General features: G+C 68.9%; 15 protein-coding genes, 1 tRNA gene, 1 pseudogene and 1 riboswitch. Of the genes and pseudogenes, 13 read left to right on the top strand and 4 right to left on the bottom strand.

What is annotated here, in order from left to right:
* Positions 1–21 precede the first annotated feature (21 nt).
* The 6 genes from ACZ49J_RS23885 to ACZ49J_RS23860 all read left to right on the top strand — a co-directional run bounded on the left by ACZ49J_RS23885 (position 22) and on the right by ACZ49J_RS23860 (position 6,426).
* Positions 22–1,314, top strand: a complete 1,293-nt coding sequence (locus ACZ49J_RS23885) for a cytochrome P450 family protein (RefSeq protein ID WP_467452643.1) — start codon at positions 22–24, stop codon at positions 1,312–1,314.
* A 211-nt stretch (positions 1,315–1,525) separates the two neighbouring features.
* Complete coding sequence (locus ACZ49J_RS23880; RefSeq protein ID WP_467452645.1) at positions 1,526–2,503, top strand: transglycosylase family protein; 978 nt, start codon at positions 1,526–1,528, stop codon at positions 2,501–2,503.
* A 182-nt stretch (positions 2,504–2,685) separates the two neighbouring features.
* Positions 2,686–2,899: riboswitch (cyclic di-AMP (ydaO/yuaA leader) on the top strand.
* Positions 2,900–2,902: 3 nt separating this feature from the next.
* Entirely contained in the window at positions 2,903–3,610 is a 708-nt protein-coding gene (locus ACZ49J_RS23875) for a transglycosylase family protein (RefSeq protein WP_467452647.1), read from the top strand.
* A 376-nt stretch (positions 3,611–3,986) separates the two neighbouring features.
* Complete coding sequence (gene eno / locus ACZ49J_RS23870; RefSeq protein WP_467452650.1) at positions 3,987–5,267, top strand: phosphopyruvate hydratase; 1,281 nt, start codon at positions 3,987–3,989, stop codon at positions 5,265–5,267.
* A gap of 105 nt (positions 5,268–5,372) precedes the next feature.
* Positions 5,373–5,849 carry an FtsB family cell division protein gene (locus tag ACZ49J_RS23865; protein WP_467452652.1) on the top strand — a complete coding sequence of 159 codons (477 nt, stop codon included), beginning with the start codon at positions 5,373–5,375 and terminating at the stop codon, positions 5,847–5,849.
* A 55-nt stretch (positions 5,850–5,904) separates the two neighbouring features.
* Positions 5,905–6,426: a DUF501 domain-containing protein gene (locus ACZ49J_RS23860; protein WP_467452653.1), complete on the top strand. Its 522-nt coding sequence runs from the start codon at positions 5,905–5,907 to the stop codon at positions 6,424–6,426.
* On the opposite strand, the pseudogene ACZ49J_RS23855 reads toward ACZ49J_RS23860, so the two are convergent.
* A pseudogene (locus ACZ49J_RS23855) lies at positions 6,377–6,546 on the bottom strand (cobyrinate a,c-diamide synthase); the annotation flags it as partial. The gene ACZ49J_RS23860 and the pseudogene ACZ49J_RS23855 sit on opposite strands and share 50 nt — an antisense overlap.
* Positions 6,547–6,585: 39 nt before the next feature.
* Between ACZ49J_RS23855 and ACZ49J_RS23850 the strand changes: the two are divergent.
* The 3 genes from ACZ49J_RS23850 (at position 6,586) to ACZ49J_RS23840 (ending at position 10,909) form a co-directional block, all read left to right on the top strand.
* Positions 6,586–7,527, top strand: a complete 942-nt coding sequence (locus ACZ49J_RS23850; RefSeq protein WP_467452656.1) for a Ppx/GppA phosphatase family protein — start codon at positions 6,586–6,588, stop codon at positions 7,525–7,527.
* A gap of 460 nt (positions 7,528–7,987) precedes the next feature.
* Positions 7,988–9,388 (top strand): NAD(P)/FAD-dependent oxidoreductase, encoded by a 1,401-nt coding sequence (locus ACZ49J_RS23845; RefSeq protein ID WP_467452658.1) that lies wholly within the window; start codon positions 7,988–7,990, stop codon positions 9,386–9,388.
* 216 nt (positions 9,389–9,604) lie between these two features.
* The gene (locus ACZ49J_RS23840) at positions 9,605–10,909 is read left to right on the top strand and encodes a class I SAM-dependent methyltransferase (protein ID WP_467452659.1); all 1,305 of its coding nucleotides are present in this window, start codon (positions 9,605–9,607) and stop codon (positions 10,907–10,909) included.
* A 66-nt stretch (positions 10,910–10,975) separates the two neighbouring features.
* Here the strand turns inward: ACZ49J_RS23840 and ACZ49J_RS23835 are convergent, their stop codons facing one another.
* Complete coding sequence (locus tag ACZ49J_RS23835) at positions 10,976–13,507, bottom strand: ABC transporter permease (protein WP_467452661.1); 2,532 nt, start codon at positions 13,505–13,507, stop codon at positions 10,976–10,978.
* Positions 13,507–14,277: an ABC transporter ATP-binding protein gene (locus tag ACZ49J_RS23830; protein WP_467452664.1), complete on the bottom strand. Its 771-nt coding sequence runs from the start codon at positions 14,275–14,277 to the stop codon at positions 13,507–13,509. The genes ACZ49J_RS23835 and ACZ49J_RS23830 overlap by 1 nt, the downstream gene beginning before the upstream one ends.
* A 441-nt stretch (positions 14,278–14,718) precedes the next feature.
* On the opposite strand from ACZ49J_RS23830, the gene ACZ49J_RS23825 reads away from it, so the two are divergent.
* From ACZ49J_RS23825 to ACZ49J_RS23815, 3 genes are all read left to right on the top strand, one after another.
* Positions 14,719–14,804 (top strand) — tRNA-Leu (locus ACZ49J_RS23825).
* Positions 14,805–15,270: 466 nt separating this feature from the next.
* Positions 15,271–17,121, top strand: a complete 1,851-nt coding sequence (locus tag ACZ49J_RS23820) for a serine/threonine-protein kinase (RefSeq protein ID WP_467452666.1) — start codon at positions 15,271–15,273, stop codon at positions 17,119–17,121.
* A 417-nt stretch (positions 17,122–17,538) separates the two neighbouring features.
* On the top strand, positions 17,539–18,420 hold the full coding sequence (locus ACZ49J_RS23815) for a Bax inhibitor-1/YccA family protein (RefSeq protein WP_467452668.1): 882 nt from the start codon (positions 17,539–17,541) through the stop codon (positions 18,418–18,420).
* A 125-nt stretch (positions 18,421–18,545) separates the two neighbouring features.
* Here the strand turns inward: ACZ49J_RS23815 and ACZ49J_RS23810 are convergent, their stop codons facing one another.
* Positions 18,546–18,776 carry a DUF4287 domain-containing protein gene (locus tag ACZ49J_RS23810; RefSeq protein WP_467452669.1) on the bottom strand — a complete coding sequence of 77 codons (231 nt, stop codon included), beginning with the start codon at positions 18,774–18,776 and terminating at the stop codon, positions 18,546–18,548.
* A 102-nt stretch (positions 18,777–18,878) separates the two neighbouring features.
* Here ACZ49J_RS23810 and ACZ49J_RS23805 point away from each other — a divergent pair, with 102 nt between their 5' ends.
* Positions 18,879–19,190, top strand: a complete 312-nt coding sequence (locus tag ACZ49J_RS23805) for a hypothetical protein (RefSeq protein WP_467452670.1) — start codon at positions 18,879–18,881, stop codon at positions 19,188–19,190.
* Positions 19,191–19,196 lie beyond the last annotated feature (6 nt).

Raw genomic sequence — 19,196 nt, 5'->3', positions numbered from 1 at the left:
TGCTGCGGCTACCGTCGAGGAGTGACCAACCAGCCCCACCACCCCGCGATCGACACCGCTCCCGAACTGTTCACCTGGGAGTTCGCCACCGATCCCTACCCCGCCTACGCCTGGCTCCGTGAGCACGCCCCCGTGCACAGGACCCGGCTGCCCAGCGGCGTGGAGGCCTGGCTGGTCACCCGGTACGCCGACGCGAAACAGGCGCTGGCGGACGCGAGGCTGTCCAAGAACCCGGCCCACCACGACGAACCGGCCCACGCCAAGGGCAAGACCGGAATCCCCGGTGAGCGCAAGGCCGAGCTGATGACGCATCTGCTCAACATCGACCCGCCGGACCACACCCGGCTGCGGCGGCTCGTCAGCAAGGCCTTCACTCCCCGGCGCGTCGCCGAGTTCGCGCCGCGCGTCCAGCAGCTCACCGACCACCTCATCGACCAGTTCTCCGGCCGGGGCCAGGCCGACCTCATCCACGAGTTCGCCTTCCCGCTGCCCATCTACGCCATCTGCGACCTGCTCGGCGTCCCCCGGGAGGACCAGGACGACTTCCGGGACTGGGCGGGGATGATGATCCGACACGGGGGAGGGCCCCGGGGCGGGGTCGCGCGGTCCGTGAAGAAGATGCGGGGCTACCTCGCCGACCTCATCCACCGCAAGCGCGAGGCGCTCCCCGACACCCCCGCACCCGGAGAGGACCTCATCTCGGGACTCATCCGGGCCTCCGACCACGGCGAGCACCTCACCGAGAACGAGGCCGCCGCGATGGCGTTCATCCTTCTGTTCGCGGGGTTCGAGACGACGGTCAACCTCATCGGTAACGGGACGTACGCGCTCCTCACCCACCCCGAGCAGCTCATACGGCTCCAGAAGTCCCTCGCCGCCCAGGACAGGGAACTCCTGGAGACCGGTGTCGAGGAACTCCTGCGGTACGACGGCCCCGTGGAGCTCGCCACCTGGCGCTTCGCCACCCGGCCGCTGACCATCGGCGGGCAGGACATCGCCCCCGGCGATCCCGTCCTCGTGGTGCTCGCCGCGGCCGACCGGGACCCCGAGCGGTTCGCCGACCCCGACGTCCTCGACCTCGGCCGCCGCGACAACCAGCACCTCGGTTACGGCCACGGCATCCACTACTGCCTCGGCGCGCCCCTCGCCCGCCTGGAGGGGCAGACCGCGCTCGCGACTCTCCTCACCCGCCTCCCCGACCTCCGACTCGCGGTGGATCCGGCTGATTTGCGCTGGCGCGGCGGGCTCATTATGAGGGGATTGCGCACGCTTCCCGTGGAGTTCGCACCGGTTCGGCCGACAGGTCGGGCATGACACCCGGCGCTCCCCGGTGGAACCGTCAAGCATTCCCGCTCATACGCCGAACGACCCTCTGAGCTGACACTTTCTCAACTCTGTGATCTTCACGTGATCTGCGCTGCATTAACTTGTGACAAGAGTTCGACTGCGGATACGTTCACGCATCAGCGTCACGGCTCGCCACAGCCGTCGCGTTGGTCCCTGCTGTCGCGTGAAAGGCAACCGCATGCTCTCCGGGAACGGTCGTCACCGTCGGCCCCGTCAGGCTCCGGCCCTCCTCGTCGCCGCCGGAGTGACCGGCTCGGCCATCGCCATCCCGCTCCTGGGCGCGACCGGTGCGAGCGCGGCCACCGGGACGACCTGGGACAAGGTCGCGGACTGCGAGAGCGGCGGCTCCTGGAGCGCCAACACCGGCAACGGGTACTACGGCGGGCTGCAGTTGTCCCAGATCGACTGGGAGAAGTACGGAGGCCTCGACTACGCGCCCAGCGCCGACCAGGCCAGCCGTTCCCAGCAGATAGCCGTCGCCGAGAAGATCCTCGACGACCAGGGCGTCGGTGCCTGGCCCACCTGCGGGCTCCTCTCCGGGCTGGGCGATGACTCCGGATCCGCCGACGTGGACACCGGCCTGGCGGGCGATTTGCTCGGCTCGCCCGATTCGTCTGATTCATCCGGTTCTTCTTCCTCCGGCACCTCCGACCGCGGGCTGAGCGACTCCAGTGAGAGCACCTCCCGGGACGCCGACGGTCAGCGCACGGATGCGGCAAGAAGCGGAGAATCGGCTGATTCCGGCCGGACTGACGACTCTTCGGCGAACGCCGACGCCGGCGCCGCCTCCGGTTCCGCCTCCGCCTCCGGTTCTGATTCCGGCTCCGAGGACGCGGCCCCGGGGACCGGCCGCCATCGTGGCGAGACCGCCGACGAGGACGCCTCTGGCGGCCGTACGGACGCGGCCACCGGCTCCACCGGGCGGCACGCCTCGCGGAGCGGTGACTCGGCCCGGGAGGTCGAGCTGCCGGAGGACCCGTACGCCCCGTATCTCGTCCACACCGGGGACAGTCTGTGGGCCATCGCCGACTCCCTTGGCCTGCCGGGAGGATGGGGCGAGCTGTACGCCGAGAACAAGGACACGGTCGGCACTGACCCTGACCTTGTCCGCCCCGGTCAGAGGCTGAACGTCAGTGACGAATCGGACGAAAAGTAGCGAGAGTTAGCGCTACCTTTCGGGGTGAATGCCCGTTTTGATCTCGGTGGGAGATGAGTCACAGAAGCCCTGATCGTCTTTGTAAATCCCCGGATCGCGTGTTTACGGTCGTGATCGCTCGCCACAGCGGGCCCCTGCGGTCGGTACGCCGAATCCTGCCAACCGCCGTACGGGAACAGTCGTCGCGTCAAGCGCCGTAGGCAGGAGCGGGGGACCCAAGGTAGGCGCCGGGCCCGGGAGTCGGGAGACGACCGGGAACGGCTTGGGGTGAAGCCGTGCGGAAGCGGCGGAGGCGGAAGCCATCCGCGGCACAGGCCGAAAGGCCGACCGCGCGGCCGGGCAACTCAACCGGCCCGAACCCGACAGCTCACCTCGCAGGCGTCGGTGAGGGGATACTTCATGCTGTCTTCCTGCAAGGGCAAGCACCGTCGTTCGTCCACGACGTCCAAGGCCGGCCGCATCGTCGCGATGGCCGGCGTCACCGGTGCCGCCATCGCCGCCCCGCTGCTTGCGTCCGGCACCGCCTCCGCCGCCACCGCCTCCGAGTGGGACGCGGTCGCCCAGTGCGAGTCCGGCGGCAACTGGTCGATCAACACGGGCAACGGCTACTACGGCGGCCTGCAGTTCTCCGCCTCGACCTGGGCCGCGTACGGCGGCACGCAGTACGCCTCCACCGCCGACCAGGCGAGCAAGGCCCAGCAGATCGAGATCGGCGAGAAGGTCCTCGCGGCTCAGGGCAAGGGCGCTTGGCCGAACTGCGGCACGGGTCTGTCCGGCGCCGCGTACGACGGTGGGGCGGCCACCTCGGACTCGGGCTCCTCGGGTTCGCAGGCGAGCTCCGGCTCCGCCGAGCAGGGCACCCAGAGCTCCGGCGGCCAGGAGCAGCGCGCCTCGCGTTCCTCGGAGCGGGCCACCGTCGAGACCCCGACCGGCAAGAAGGTCAAGAAGGGCGACGGCGAGTACAAGGTCGTCAAGGGTGACACCCTCAGCAGCATCGCCGAGAAGAAGAACGTCAAGGGTGGCTGGCAGAAGCTCTTCGAGCTGAACAAGGACATCATCGACGACGCCGACTTCATCTTCCCCGGTCAGCAGCTGCACCTGAGCTGAGAACAAGCCGGTTCCCAGCTGAACCACAGCGCCCTCACATCCGTGTCCTCCAGAGTGGAGGTCTCGTGAGGGCCGCCCCCCGTCCCCCACGGGCTCCCCGCCCCGGTGCGTGTTCCCCCGTACGCACCGGGGCGGGGTTTTTCGCGCGCCGCCCCCCTGTCCTGGCGCTGCCGAGTGCTGCCGTGGTGCGTCCTGGCGTTGCCCGGCGGTGTCCCGGCGCCTTTTGGCGGCCTCTTTTTGTTCAGTTCAGGAACAATTTACTCTCGGTTTGGTCCACAGGTCGGGCAGGAGACTGGCCGATCCCCCGGAGACGGTTAGGCTCGTCCCGCAGGGCCACGGCCCGCGTACCCGCGTCACATCCCAGAAGGAGATGCTCGTGCCGTCCATCGACGTCGTCGTAGCCCGGGAAATCCTGGACTCCCGAGGCAACCCCACGGTCGAGGTCGAGGTCGGCCTCGACGACGGCAGCACCGGTCGTGCCGCCGTCCCGTCCGGCGCCTCCACGGGCGCCTTCGAGGCCATCGAGCTCCGCGACGGCGACTCGAACCGCTACCTCGGCAAGGGTGTCGAGAAGGCCGTCCTCGCCGTGATCGAGCAGATCGGCCCGGAGCTCGTCGGCTACGACGCCACCGAGCAGCGCCTGATCGACCAGGCGATGTTCGATCTGGACGCCACCGACAACAAGGGCTCCCTCGGCGCCAACGCCATCCTCGGCGTCTCGCTCGCCGTCGCCCACGCCGCGTCCGAGGCGTCCGACCTCCCCCTCTTCCGCTACCTGGGCGGCCCGAACGCGCACCTGCTGCCGGTGCCGATGATGAACATCCTGAACGGCGGCTCGCACGCCGACTCCAACGTGGACATCCAGGAGTTCATGATCGCCCCGATCGGCGCGGAGACCTTCTCCGAGGCCCTGCGCTGGGGCGCCGAGGTCTACCACACCCTGAAGAAGGTCCTGAAGAGCAAGGGCCTGGCCACCGGTCTCGGCGACGAGGGCGGTTTCGCCCCGAACCTCGGCTCCAACCGCGAGGCCCTCGACCTCATCCTCGAGGCCGTCAAGGAGGCCGGCTACACCCCGGGCGAGCAGATCGCCCTCGCGCTCGACGTCGCCGCGTCCGAGTTCTACAAGGACGGCGTCTACGTCTTCGAGGGCAAGGAGCGCTCGGCGGCCGAGATGACGGAGTACTACGCCGAGCTCGTCGAGGCCTACCCGCTGGTCTCCATCGAGGACCCGCTGTTCGAGGACGACTGGGACGGCTGGAAGACGATCACCGACAAGCTCGGTGACAAGGTCCAGCTCGTCGGCGACGACCTGTTCGTCACCAACCCCGAGCGCCTCGCCCGCGGCATCGAGGAGGGCGCCGCCAACGCCCTGCTGGTGAAGGTGAACCAGATCGGCTCGCTCACCGAGACCCTGGACGCCGTCGAGCTCGCCCAGCGCAACGGCTTCAAGTGCATGATGTCCCACCGCTCCGGCGAGACCGAGGACGTCACCATCGCCGACCTCGCCGTCGCCACCAACTGCGGCCAGATCAAGACCGGCGCCCCGGCCCGCTCCGAGCGCGTCGCCAAGTACAACCAGCTGCTGCGCATCGAGGAGATCCTCGACGACGCGGCGGTGTACGCGGGCCGCAGCGCGTTCCCTCGCTTCAAGGGCTGATCCGATCCGCAACGGGTCCATGCTGAGCCCGTCGTACGTACGTCCCCGTACCGGTCCCGTACCGTGTGCGGGGACGTACGCGCGTGTGGAACGAGAGGCGGGGACATGGCTGTGAAGGACCGGGACCGTTTCTCCACCGCGACCAGGCTCCGGCTGCTCGGTGAGCAGACGGCGGCCCGCGTCTACCGCTCCCAGACCAAACGCCAGGCCCGCCGCTCCCGGCTGACCGGGCGGGCGGCCCTGCTCGCGCTCGTGCTCTGCTCGCTGATCGTGGCGCTGGCGTACCCGATAAGGCAGTACGTCTCCCAGCGCGCCGAGATCGCCGAGCTGGAGCAGCGGCGTGAGGAGGCCCGTGAGCGGGTCGAGCAGCTGCGCGACCTCAAGGCCCGGTGGCAGGACGACGCGTACGCGGAGCAGCAGATCCGGGAGCGGCTGCACTATGTGATGCCCGGCGAGACCGGCTACACCGTGATCGACCCGAAGACGGCGAAGCAGTCGCGTACGACGCGGGGGGCGGCGGACCGTCCCTGGTACGCCAACGTCTGGGACGGGGTCGACAAGGCCGACGCCGCGGGCCGGTGAGACTTCCCCGAGCAGTGGAACCCAGGAACTGACGAGAGAGACGTAAGCAGCAGGTATGGAAACACCCCCGCCTTCCACCGAGCGCACCGAGCCGACCGACGCGGACGTCGAGGCCTTCAAGCAGCAGCTCGGCCGGCCGCCGCGCGGATTGCGCGCGATCGCGCACCGTTGCCCGTGCGGGCAGCCCGACGTGGTCGAGACGGCGCCCCGGCTGCCGGACGGTACGCCGTTCCCGACGACGTACTACCTGACGTGTCCGCGGGCCGCGTCCGCGATCGGCACGCTGGAGGCGAACGGGGTGATGAAGGAGATGACCGAGCGGCTGGGGTCCGATCCCGAGCTGGCCGCCGCGTACCGCTCCGCGCACGAGGACTACATTCGGCGCCGCGACGAGATCGAGGAGCTGAAGGGGTTCCCGAGTGCCGGGGGCATGCCGGACCGGGTGAAGTGCCTGCACGTGCTGGTGGCGCACTCGCTGGCGGCGGGGCCGGGGGTGAATCCGCTCGGGGACGAGGCGATCGCGATGCTGCCGGAGTGGTGGCGCAAGGGTCCGTGTGTGGCCCCGCACGAGGAGTGAACGCCCCCGGAGTTTTCAGCCCGTCCGGCGTTTGAGGACGAGGCCGAAGGCCGATACGCGGGGGTCTGGGGGCGCAGCCCCCGGGGATGGGACGGGTAGGGGCGGCGGGGGCGATCCAACTCCACCCCCCAACCACCACGACAGGAGACCGGAGAACGCATGACCAGGGTCGCCGCCATCGACTGTGGCACCAATTCCATCCGCCTGCTCGTCGCGGACGCGAACCCGCACACCGGCGAACTCACCGACCTCGACCGCCGGATGACCATCGTCCGCCTCGGCCAGGGAGTCGACCGCACGGGCCGCCTCGCCCCCGAGGCCCTGGAGCGCACGTTCGCGGCCTGCCGCGAGTACGCGGCGGTCATCAAGGAGCACGGCGCGGAGCGCACCCGCTTCGTCGCCACCTCCGCCTCCCGCGACGCCGAGAACCGCGACGAGTTCGTCCGCGGGGTACTGGACATCCTCGGCGTCGAACCGGAGGTCATCAGCGGCGACCAGGAGGCCGAGTTCTCCTTCACGGGAGCGACCAGGGAACTGATGGGGCGGGAGGAACTCCGGACGCCCTATCTCGTCGTCGACATCGGTGGCGGGTCGACGGAGTTCGTCGTCGGTGACGGCCACGTGCGCGGAGCGCTGTCCGTGGACATCGGGTGCGTACGGATGACCGAGCGTCACCTCGTACGGGACGGTGAGGTCGTCGATCCGCCGGAGCCGCGGCAGGTCGAGGCCATCCGGGGCGACATCGAGGCCGCTCTGGACCGCGTGGAACGGACCGTCCCACTGCGCGAGGCGCACACGCTCGTCGGGCTCGCGGGGTCCGTGACGACCGTGTCGGCGATCGCGCAGGACCTCCCGGAGTACGACTCGACCGCGATCCACCACTCCCGGGTCGCGTACGACCGCGTGCGGGAGATCACCGAGTGGCTGCTCGCCTCCACGCACGCCGAGCGGGCCGCCGTCCCCTCCATGCACCCGGGCCGGGTCGACGTCATCGCCTCGGGCGCGCTGGTGCTGCTGGCGATCATGGAGCGCATCGGTGCGAGCGAGGTCGTGGTGAGCGAGCACGACATCCTGGACGGCATCGCCTGGTCCATCGCCTAGGCCGGCGCCGGGAACGGGCCTGTGGTGAGCACGATTTTGCTACCCGCCGGCATCCTCGCTTGAGCGTCTTGGGTAACGTATGAGCGCCTCTCGGAGGTCCTGGCGAACCCCTCGTTGACGCACCGCCGAGAAAGTTCGTGAAGTTCTTCACAAGGAAATCGGCCCTGCTGAGGGACGATGCGGCCCTCTAGTGGGTGCTGGAGGGTCACTGCGGCCCCGGGGGGCCTTCTCCGAGGGCTTCCGGGGGAGCCGCGGACGCTTCGGAAAGGTGAGTGGTTCGGCCGGTCGCGAGAGCGGAAGGGCAGTTCACGCGGCATTGACAACGGCCCGTACCGCACGGTGGTTCCCCCGCCGCGCCATGACCTGCGTCACGCGGGCCGCGCAGTGTAGCAGAAGGCCCGCCGAAGCTTGTGAAGGGGCGCACGAGCACCCCCCGGATGGCGGGTACATACTCGATGGCATGAGCACCACGGAGCGTCCCAGGATCCTCGTAGTAGGCGGTGGGTACGTAGGCCTGTACGCAGCTCGGCGTATCCAGAAGAAGATGCGCTACGGAGAGGCGACCGTCACGGTCGTCGACCCCCGGTCGTACATGACCTACCAGCCCTTCCTTCCCGAAGCCGCCGCCGGAAGCATTTCGCCCCGCCACGTCGTCGTCCCGCTGCGACGCGTGCTGCCGAAGGCCGAAGTCCTCACCGGCCGGGTCACCACCATCGACCAGGACCGCAAGGTCGCCACGATCTCCCCGCTGGTCGGCGAGTCGTACGAGCTGCCCTTCGACTACCTGGTCATCGCGATGGGCGCGGTCTCCCGCACCTTCCCGATCCCCGGCCTCGCCGAGCAGGGCATCGGCATGAAGGGCATCGAGGAGTCCATCGGCCTGCGCAACCACGTCCTCGAGCAGCTCGACAAGGCCGACTCCACGCACGACGAGGAGATCCGCCGCAAGGCGCTCACCTTCGTCTTCATCGGCGGCGGTTTCGCCGGCGCGGAGACCATCGGTGAGGTCGAGGACATGGCCCGGGACGCGGCCAAGTACTACACCAACGTGTCCCGTGAGGACATGCGGTTCATCCTCGTCGACGCCGCCGACAAGATCCTCCCCGAGGTCGGCCCCAAGCTCGGCCAGTACGGCAAGGAGCACCTGGAGAGCCGCGGGGTCGAGGTCTACCTCTCCACCTCCATGGACTCCTGCGTCGACGGCCACGTGGTCCTGAAGAACGGACTAGAGGTCGACTCCAACACGATCGTGTGGACGGCCGGCGTCAAGCCGAACCCGGTGCTCTCCCGCTTCGGCCTTCCCCTCGGCCCGCGCGGCCACGTGGACTGCGAGCCCACCCTGCAGGTCAAGGGCACGGACTACATCTGGGCCGCGGGCGACAACGCCCAGGTGCCGGACGTCGCCGCCCGCAAGGCCGGTGTGGAGAACGCCTGGTGCCCGCCGAACGCCCAGCACGCGCTGCGCCAGGCCAAGGTCCTCGGCGACAACGTGGTCTCCGGCATGCGGGGCTTCCCGCAGAAGGAGTACAGCCACGCCAACAAGGGCGCGGTGGCCGGTCTCGGCCTCCACAAGGGCGTCGCGATGATCGTCATGGGCAAGATGAAGATCAAGCTCAAGGGCCGTCTCGCCTGGTACATGCACCGCGGCTACCACGGCCTGGCGATGCCGACGTGGAACCGTAAGATCCGCGTCTTCGCCGACTGGACGCTCGCCATGTTCCTCAAGCGCGAGGTCGTCTCGCTCGGTGCCATGGAGAACCCGCGCGAGGAGTTCTACGAGGCCGCCAAGCCGGCGCCGGTCGCCGCCGCGCCGAAGGAGAAGACCGAGGCGAAGACCGAGGAGAAGGCCAAGGCCTCCTGACCCGGCCCTGACCTCAAGGTCACCAGCACGCCCCGAAGGGGCCGCCCGCCATCCGTGGTGCGGGCGGCCCCTTCGGCGTTGCCGAACCCGCGACCGCCCGTGGACTGCGTAAACGTTTTGCCCAGCCGTAACGCGAATGGGGGACTGGGCCCGAGTTCTTCAGGCGTTTACGTGGTATTGGACATTCCGGGATTCCTCGTCACGGAGGTGTGCGCCATGGCCGACGTCGCGTCACGGCTTAACAGATTCGCCGAGCAGTTGCTGGGAGAGCCGCTCCGGTTGCGCATCCGCGCCTGGGACGGTTCGCAGGCAGGGCCCCCCGGCGCGCCGGCGCTCGTCGTACGCAACCGCCGCGCCCTGCGCCGACTCCTGTGGAAGCCGGGCGAGCTGGGCCTGGCGCGGGCCTGGGTCGCCGGGGACCTGGACATCGAGGGAGACCTCTACGTCGCGCTCGACCTGCTGGCGGGGAGCGTGTGGGAGCGCGGGGAGGACGCCCGCGGGCTCGCGGAGGCCCTCCGCGACCCGGAGGTGCGTGCCGCCGTCCGGGGCCTCGTCAAGCTCGCCGGGCTGCCGCTGCCGCCCGCCCCGCCCCGCGAGGAGGTCCGCAGAGGCCGCCACCTGCACACCAGGCGCACCGACAGACGCGCCATCAGCCACCACTACGACGTGGGCAACGACTTCTACGAGATCGTCCTCGGCCCGTCGATGGTCTACTCGTGCGCCTACTGGGAATCCCCGGACGGCACCCTCGAAGCCGCGCAGGCCGACAAGCTCGACCTCATCTGCCGCAAGCTCGGCCTGGCACCCGGCGGTCGGCTCCTCGACGTCGGCTGCGGCTGGGGCTCCATGGCCATCCACGCGGCCCGCGAATACGGCGTCCAGGTCGTCGGCGTCACCCTCTCCCAGGAGCAGGCCGCGTACGCCCGCAAACGCGTCGCCGACGAGGGGCTCACTGACAAGGTCGAGATCCGCGTCCAGGACTACCGGGACGTCACGGACGGCCCCTTCGACGCGATCTCCTCCATCGGCATGGCCGAACACGTCGGCGCCGAGCGGTACCTGGAGTACGCCGACCAGCTGTACCGCCTGCTGAAGCCCGGCGGCCGGCTCCTCAACCACCAGATCGCCCGCCGCCCGCAGCGCGACGAATCGACGTACGAGATCGACGAGTTCATCGACGCGTACGTCTTCCCTGACGGTGAGCTCGCCCCCATCGGCACCACGGTCACCCAGCTGGAGCGCGCCGGGTTCGAGGTGCGCGACGTCGAGTCGATCCGCGAGCACTACGCCCTCACCCTGCGCCGCTGGGTCGCCAACCTGGAGGCCGACTGGGCCCGCGCGGTACGGCTCACCAGCCCCGGCCGCGCCCGCGTCTGGCGCCTCTACATGGCGGCCTCCGCCGTGTCCTTCGAGCGCAACCGGATCGGCGTGAACCAGGTGCTCGCGGTGCGAACCCCCGGATCCGGTGACTCCGGGATGGCGCTGCGCGCCCGCAAGTGGAACGAACCCGAGGGCCGTTGAGCCGGACGCAAGCCGAAGGGCCGGGCCTCCGCGGTGGGGGACCCGGCCCTTCGGTGCGTCGAGGCGCTACTCGGCCTTGATCGCGTTCAGCATGTTGAGCTTCGCGGCGTTGCGGGCCGGCCACATCGCGGCCAGGACGCCCACCAGACCGGCCAGCACCAGGAAGATCCCGATCCGGTCCCAGGGCAGGACCAGCGCGTAGCCCGGGATCTCCTCCTTGATGGTCTCGCCGATCGCCCAGCCGAGGAACGAGCCGAGACCGATGCCGACCACCGCGCCGAACACCGAGATGACCACGGCCTCCAGCCGGACCATCCGCTTCACGCGGCGCCGGTCGAGACCGATCGCCCGCAGCATGCCGATCTCCTGCTGCCGCTCGAAGACCGACATCGCGAGGGTGTTGACGACGCCCAGCACCGCGATGATCAGGGCCATCGCCAGCAGGCCGTACATGATGTTCAGCAGGGTGTTGATGGCGCCGCCGAACTCGTTGCGGATGTCCTGCCGGTCCATGACGGTGATCGCGGGGTTGTCGCCCAGCGCGTCGATGAGGACCTTCTCGTTCGCCGAGGACTGGCCGCCGTCGACCTTCACGAAGATCTGCCGGATGTACGGCTTCGCCTCGTGCTCGTTCACCACCTTGGTGTCGATGAGGACGGGGGAGAGGAACTCGCTGTCCTTGTAGACGGCGCCGACCGTCAGCGTGGCCTTCTTCTCGTCGGCGAAGGTGAAGGGGATGCTGTCGCCGGGCTTCCAGCCCTTGCTCTTCGCCGTCTTCTCGGCGACCGCGATCTGTCCCTTCGCGAGCGAGTCGACGTTGCCGCTGACGACGTCGACGTTCAGGACCCGCTGGATGTCGCCCGGGGTGACCGCGGAGGCGGACACATAGTCGTCCTTGACCTGGAGGTAGGCGTCCTGCTGCGGGGAGACCGCGGAGACGCCCTTGGCCTTCTCCAGCGCCGTCAGCGCGGACTGGTCGAGGTCCCCGCCGTTCGCCATCGAGACCATGTAGTCGGCCTTGATGTTGTCCGTGGTCATCTTGTCGATGGCGGTGCCGACGGTGATGCCGATCACCGACAGACCGGTCACCAGCGTCAGTCCGATCGCCAGCGCCGAGGCGGTGGCTCCGGTACGGCGCGGGTTGCGGACCGCGTTCTGGCCGGCCAGTTTGCCGGCCACTCCGAAGGGGCCGACGAGCAGCGGGCGGACGAGCGCGATCACGGGCCGGGACAGCAGCGGGATCAGGATGATCACGCCGACCAGCGCGAAGAACGCGCCCGCCCCGATGTACGTCCGGCCGTCGCCGCCGCCGGTCGAGGCGCCCAGCACGATCCCGGCGGCGCCGAGTGCGGTGATGGCCGCGCCGATGGAGTTGCGCAGCACCAGCGACTTGGTGGTGGCCACCGCGTGGAGGCTGTTCATGGCCGCCACCGGCGGGATCTTCGCGGCCCGGCGGCCGGGCAGCCAGGCGGCGAACATCGTGATCAGCACGCCGACCACGATCGCGGCGATCACCGGCGTGACGGACACGACCAGCGGACCGTCCGGGATCTTCATCTCGAACGCGGCCATGCCGGAGCGCAGTCCGACCGCGAGACCGATGCCGAGGACGAAGCCGATCAGGGAGGCGACCAGGCCGACCACCGCGGCCTCGGCGAGCACCGAGCGGGTGATCTGCTTGCGCGACGCACCGACGGCGCGCATCAGGGCGATCTCCTTGGTGCGTTGGGCGACCAGCATCGTGAAGGTGTTGGAGATCAGGAAGATCCCGACGAACAGCGCGATACCGGCGAACCCGAGCAGGACCTGCTTGAGGTTGCCCATTTCCTGCTCGATCTGCCCGGCCTGCTCGTCCGCGAGCGCCTTACCGGTCTGGGCCTCGGCGGTGTCGGGCAGCAGCGGCTTGACCGCGTCCAGGATCTTCGCGTCGGACGCGCCGGGGGCGGCGGTGACGGTGACGCTCTCGAAGTAACCGGGCTTGAGGTACTGCTTCTGGGCGACCGCAGTGTCGAAGAGGACGAGGCTGCCGCCGGCGTTCACGGCGCCGTCCTCGGTGGTGAAGACACCGCTGAGGGTGTACTCCTTCACCGGGCCGTTGGTGGCGACGCGCACCCGGTCGCCGACCTGGTACTCGCCCTTGGTCGCGGACTCCTCGTCCAGGGCGATCTGATCGTCCTTCACCGGGCCGGAGCCGTCGGTGAAGGTGTAGGCGCTGTCCTTGCCGTCCTTGCCGGGGGCGAAGTTGGAGCCCTTGTTGGACCAGCCGACGCCGATCAGCTTCCCGTCGGGGTCGGCGACCCCGGCGAAGCCCTCGACGCGGCCGTACGCACCGGCGACGCCGTCGACGGCGGTGATCTCGTCGAGGGTCTTCCGGGAGAGGCCGGGCTCTTCCTTGGGGTTGTCGGGGTCGGCGTGCGAGGTGACGGAGACGGCGACGTCGTCGTAGCTCTTCGCCGACTGGTTGCGGAAGGCGTTGGAGAGGGTGTCGGCGAAGACCAGGGTGCCGGAGACGAAGGCGACGCCGAGCATGACGGCGAGCACGGTCATCAGGAGCCGGGCCTTGTGCGCGAGAACGTTGCGCAGGGCGGTGCGGAACATCAGCTGGTGCGGCCCTTCGCGTCGAACTGCTTCATGAAGTCGAGGACGTTGTCCGCCGTCGGCTGGTACATCTCGTCGACGATCCGCCCGTCGGCAAGGAAGATCACACGGTCGGCGTACGCGGCGGCGACCGGATCGTGGGTCACCATGACGACGGTCTGGCCGAGTTCGCGGACCGAGTTGCGCAGGAACCCCAGCACCTCCGCGCCGGAACGGGAGTCGAGGTTGCCGGTGGGCTCGTCGCCGAAGATGATGTCCGGCTTCGAGGCGAGCGCACGGGCCACCGCGACACGCTGCTGCTGCCCGCCGGAGAGCTGGGCGGGACGGTGGGACAGACGATCGGAGAGACCGACCATCCGGATGACGGTGTCGAGCCACTGCTTGTCCGGTTTACGGCCCGCGATGTCCATCGGGAGCGTGATGTTCTCCAGCGCGGTCAGGGTCGGCAGCAGGTTGAACGCCTGGAAGATGAAGCCGATCTTGTCCCGGCGCAACTTGGTGAGCTGCTTGTCCTTCAGGGACCCCAATTCGGTGTCCCCGATGCGCACGGAGCCGGAGGAGAAGGAGTCCAGTCCCGCCACACAGTGCATCAGCGTGGACTTTCCGGAGCCCGACGGGCCCATGATCGCGGTGAACCGTGCCTGCCCGAAGTCGACACTGACCCGGTCCAGGGCGACCACCTGGGTCTCGGCCTGTCCGTAGACCTTGGAGAGGTCCGTGGCGCGAGCGGCCACGGCGGTGGTCCGGTCGGCGATGGGAGTGGTGGTCACGAGAGGAGCTCCTGTCGGAACGACGGCGTTCGGGCAACGGGTTCCATCGTCCGGGCCGCCGGACGCCGTGTAGTCAGCCGCTGTTCCGGTTCCGGAGGCAGTCTGTGGGCGGACAGGCCGACGCCGTGTCATACCTGGGTATGACGGGCACAGCTGAGGAAGCGACGGCGCGGTGCGCCGGAGGACGGGGTTTTGGCGACACGAGTCACCTCGTCAGCACGGCGGGCGCTGTGGAGACCCCTCGTTCGGGCGGTGAAATTCCGTCATTCCGCATACGAGGGGTCACGTGGTCCGAAAGGCTATTGGCAAGTGCGGATGGCGCGTACCGGGTGCTGATGCACCCTCAGACGTCAATAAAATAAGACAACATCGGTCCGCTCTTCCGCTGTTCGGGGGATGGGTCCCGATAGGCTCGGAACCTCGATGCGGAGCCCATGGCCTGCCCGGATGGTGGAATGCAGACACGGCGAGCTTAAACCTCGCTGCCCCTCGCGGGCGTACCGGTTCAAGTCCGGTTCCGGGCACCAACCGCCTCACGGCGCCTCGCCGGCCAGGACGGTCGGAAGGCGCCGCACCTCTTTCCCGGCAAGGGAACACCGCGAGAACGCTCCCCAACCCTGCTCGGCGCTTCGGTTCGGTGAAAAAGGTTCTGCTGCGTAAACCGCGCGTTCAGGAACAAAACCGGCACTGGTGGGCGCCCCGCGTGAAGCGGAGGTGGCCGCTTCCCGGCATGCGGGCACCGGCCGGCTGGGGTAGGCCCGCACGAACGCCGGCGCTGACAGCGAGGTGAGCGCCGTGATGCGGGAGGCCCGCAGGGGCCGCGCAGGAGCGGTGGGGCTCCTCTCGTCCACACGTCAACTAAATGCGATTTGCAGCCATTTAACGTCAAATCTAAGGTCGAATGAAGGGCGGGCCTTCGGTGGCTTGGCCGCCGGTCCGTGGTCAGCGTCCTGGGAGGCGACGATGGCAGCGACGGGCGAAGGAGCCGGACGTGTGATCGCCGGGCGTTACCGGCTGATCCACAGCCTCGGGGCGGGCGGAATGGGTCAGGTGTGGCTCGCCTACGACTTGGAGCTGGCCTGCGAGGTCGCACTGAAGGAGATCGCCCAGCCGGTCGGTGCGAACGAGGAGGACATCGCCGCCCGGATCGCGCGAGCTCGCAGCGAGGCCCGGCATGCCGCCCGTCTGCGGGATCATCCGCATGTGGCCACGGTCCACGATGTCGTGGAGGAGGACGGGTTGCCGTGGATCGTCATGGAGTTCGTGCCTCATGCGACGGATCTGGACAAGGTCGTACGTGAACAGGGGCCACTGCCTCCCGCTGAGGTGGCCCGCATTGGTGCGGCTGTCGCTGACGCCCTCGTGGAAGGTCACCGGCTCGGCATCCTCCACAGAGATGTCAAACCCGCCAACATCCTGCTCACACGCCCTGAGCCGCGCGCCGCGCGTTACAAAGAGAGCGCCGGAAAGGTGATGCTCGCCGACTACGGAATCGCTCTGCAGCCGGAGTCGGGGCAGCCACGTCTGACCGGTACCTCGGGCATTGTCGGCACTCCTGGTTTCCTGGCTCCGGAACGGGCCAGAGGCGCACCGCCCAGTCCCGCATCCGATCTTTTCTCCCTTGGTTCGACGCTTTACTTCGCCGTCGAGGGCAGGGGTCCGTTCGACCGCGACTTGGAATCCGCCACCCTGACAGCATTGCTCTTCGAGGAACCTCCGCCGGCGGAACGGGCGGATGAGCTGAGGCCCGTCCTGCTCGGCCTGTTGGAGAAGGATCCCGCTCACCGCATCGACGGGGAGGAAGCGGCCCGCAGGCTGGAGGAGATCAGCGCAACGCATCGGCGGGGTACGCCCGAAAAGGTGCCCACCGTCGCAGTCGGAGCCGATGAGGGCAAGGCGGAGAGGGTTCTTGGCGCGCGGGGTGGGGCCGGAGGCGGGGGAGCGTTCAGGGAGGGGCGAGACGGCGGCAACTGGTGGCACCGGCGGAAGAAGGGGCCGGTGATCCTGGTCGGCGCCGTGCTCGCCGTGCTCCTTGTCGCCGGTGCCGCGCTGTGGGCGGGAGCGTCCCTGCTCGACGGTGATGAGACCGCGCGGCAGGCACCGGCACCCACCACGACCAGCGCTACGGAGACGGGCCCCGTCGGGCCGTACGGCGGGAGGGTCGGCCTGGAACGGGCCCTGAAACGTGGGGAGTGCGTCTCGGCGTCCTGGAACTCCGGCAGGTTCCAGGGCCAGCCCGAACTCGGCGTGGTGGACTGCGGCAAGGCATCTCCGGACGGGCAGGTCGTCGACGTTGTCGAGCAGACCTCGCTGGAGAACGCGAGGGCGGACGGTCAGGCGTTCTGTGAGGGGGCGATTCGCGATGTCGTCGACAAGATGGCCGACGCCCGCGCCTACGCGCTCCCGCCGAGCCGGGCCGGGTGGGACAGCGGTCTCCACCACATGGCATGCCTTGTCTTCAACAAGTCCGGTCCTCTGATGGGGCCGGTGGGGTCTTTCCGCACGTATGGCGATGAATTCCGCATGAGCAACAGCATGATCGGTGATTGCTTCGACACCGAGGACAGGGGAGATTTCTTCGTATGGATTCTCCAGTCATGCAAGCGTGCCCACGAGCAGCAGGTCGTAGGTTTCGTGGAAGCGCCGAAAGGTATCAGTTTCGAGGAGTTGACCGGTCGGGCCTATGGGCTGTGCTCGAACGAGTTCGGTGTCAAATACAAAAACGAGGAACATGACCTCTGGGCATGGTATGACGATCAGCTGTGGAATTCCGGTTACCGGTACCTCATGTGTGGGGTGATCGCCGCGGAAGAGGGCGAGAAGCTGCCGCCCGGTAGTCTCTAGCGCTCAATTCGCTCCGCTCAAGCCGTTCAAGCCGTTCAAGCCGTTCGCGCCGTGCGGACGACGTCCGGCGGGTCGGCCAGGGCCGGGCCGACCCGCCGGACGTCGTGCCCGTGCGGCGCGAACGTGAGCGGCGGACGGCGCGATCTCCGTCCGTTCGGACGGACCGTCCTGGAACGCGTGTGGAGCAGTCCCGGCCGACTTGGTCCCGTCGGGCGACGTACCGTTGATCTCCGGACGGTTCCGGACACGTACCGGGTTGGTCATGGATGAGGACGGCCAGTGTGGGGAATCACGCAGACGCGTAGCGTGTTTGGGGTCACGACGAGGGAAAGATCCTCCCCAAGCACTAGGGTCAATCCTTTGCCTACCTATTACTCTTGAGGCCAAGGCCACGCAGGGTGGCCATGGAGGAGTGAAATGAGGAGCAGCAACCCGGTCTTCTCGCGACGGGGGTTCAGCCGCGACAACGGCTACGCGGGCTTCAACACCGCGCCGCAGGCCGGGGGAGCAGCTGTCGGCACCCAGGGCAACCCCTACGCCCAGCAGGGCGGCAACCCCTACGCGACGAACCCGTACGCCCAGCAGGACCAGCAGTACGGCGCCCCGCCGCAGGCCCCGGTCCGTACCGGCGGCATGACGATGGACGACGTCGTCGTCCGCTCGGCCATGACGCTCGGCACGGTCGTCGTCGGCGCCGTCCTGGCGTGGGCCCTCCTGCCGGTGTCGCCCAGCAGCTGGGGCCTGGCCATCGGCGCCGCGCTCGTCGCGATGGTCCTCGCCCTCGTGCAGAGCTTCAAGCGCAAGGCCTCTCCCGCGCTGATCCTGTCGTACGCCGCCTTCGAGGGCGTCTTCCTCGGCGTGATCAGCGAGATGTTCAACTCGCAGTGGTCCGGCGCGCCCTTCCAGGCGGTGCTCGGCACGATGGCCGTGACCGGCGCCACTCTGCTGGTCTACAAGGCGGGCTGGGTCCGTGTCACCGCGCGGTACGCGCGCATCGGCATGACCATCGCCATCGCCTTCGTGCTGGTCATGGCGGTCAACCTGCTGCTGGTCGTGTTCGGCGTCGCCGAGGACGGCGGCCTGCGCAGCATGGGTCCGCTCGGCGCGATCGTCGGCATCCTCGCGATCCTGCTGGGTGCCTTCTTCCTCACCCTCGACTTCAAGCAGATCGAGGACGGCATCGCCTACGGCGCCCCGCGCGAGGAGGCCTGGCTGGCCGCGTTCGGCCTGACCATGACCCTCGTGTGGATCTACATCGAGATGCTGCGGCTGGTCGCCATCTTCAGCGGCGACGACTGATCCGGTCCGCGGCGGTCCGGCGTCCTGGTGAGCCCGGTGACGTCGTAGCGCAGTGAAGGGCCCCGGGAGTGCCACTCCCGGGGCCCTTCGTCTTGTCCGGTGCTCGGCGTGCCGGTGGAGCGCGCTCAGAGCAGTTTCCGCGCGGCCCTCCTCAGGTCGTACTCGTGGATGATCGCCTTGGCGTGGCCGTACGCGAGGTTGTGCTCGTGCCGGAGCCAGCTGACCTTCTCCTCGAAATTGAAGAGAGCGGGGCCTTCGTCGACAGCGCGAAGCCAGTCGGAGACTTCACGACCGGTGCAGTGGGGGATGCGGGCGAGCAGATTGCGATGGGTCTCCTCGGAGAAGACTTGGGACATCGGCGCCTCCGGACGCATGGAATGTAAGCCGGTCCTTCAGGTCACGGTGCCTGAGCGTTGGCGTGTTGGCAACACTCCGGTGGGGACGCGTAGTCTCGCGGCGTGCTTGATACGACGCCTCTGACCCGCGCGGTGGACCATTTCGCCGATCGTTTGAGGGCTGCTCCCCAGAGCCGGCTGCAGCGGGGCGCTGCCGCTGAGGCACTGGCGCTGGCCAGGGAATTGGCACTGCGTGCCCAGCGGCTGGAGGACCCGGACGCGCAGCCGCGGGAGATGCCGGACGCGGGGATGTTCGCGGTGGCCGATCAGATCATGGTCGCGGGGAACGATCTCGCGGTTGTGCTGAGAAGTGAGGGTGAGCTGGCGGAGGCGGTGGGGTTGGTCGAGCAGGCGCAGAAGCGGGCCGGAGTGTGAGTGGGC

This window comes from Streptomyces sp. NPDC030840 (genome assembly GCF_055572015.1).
This window is presented reverse-complemented; position numbering and strand designations above follow the sequence as displayed.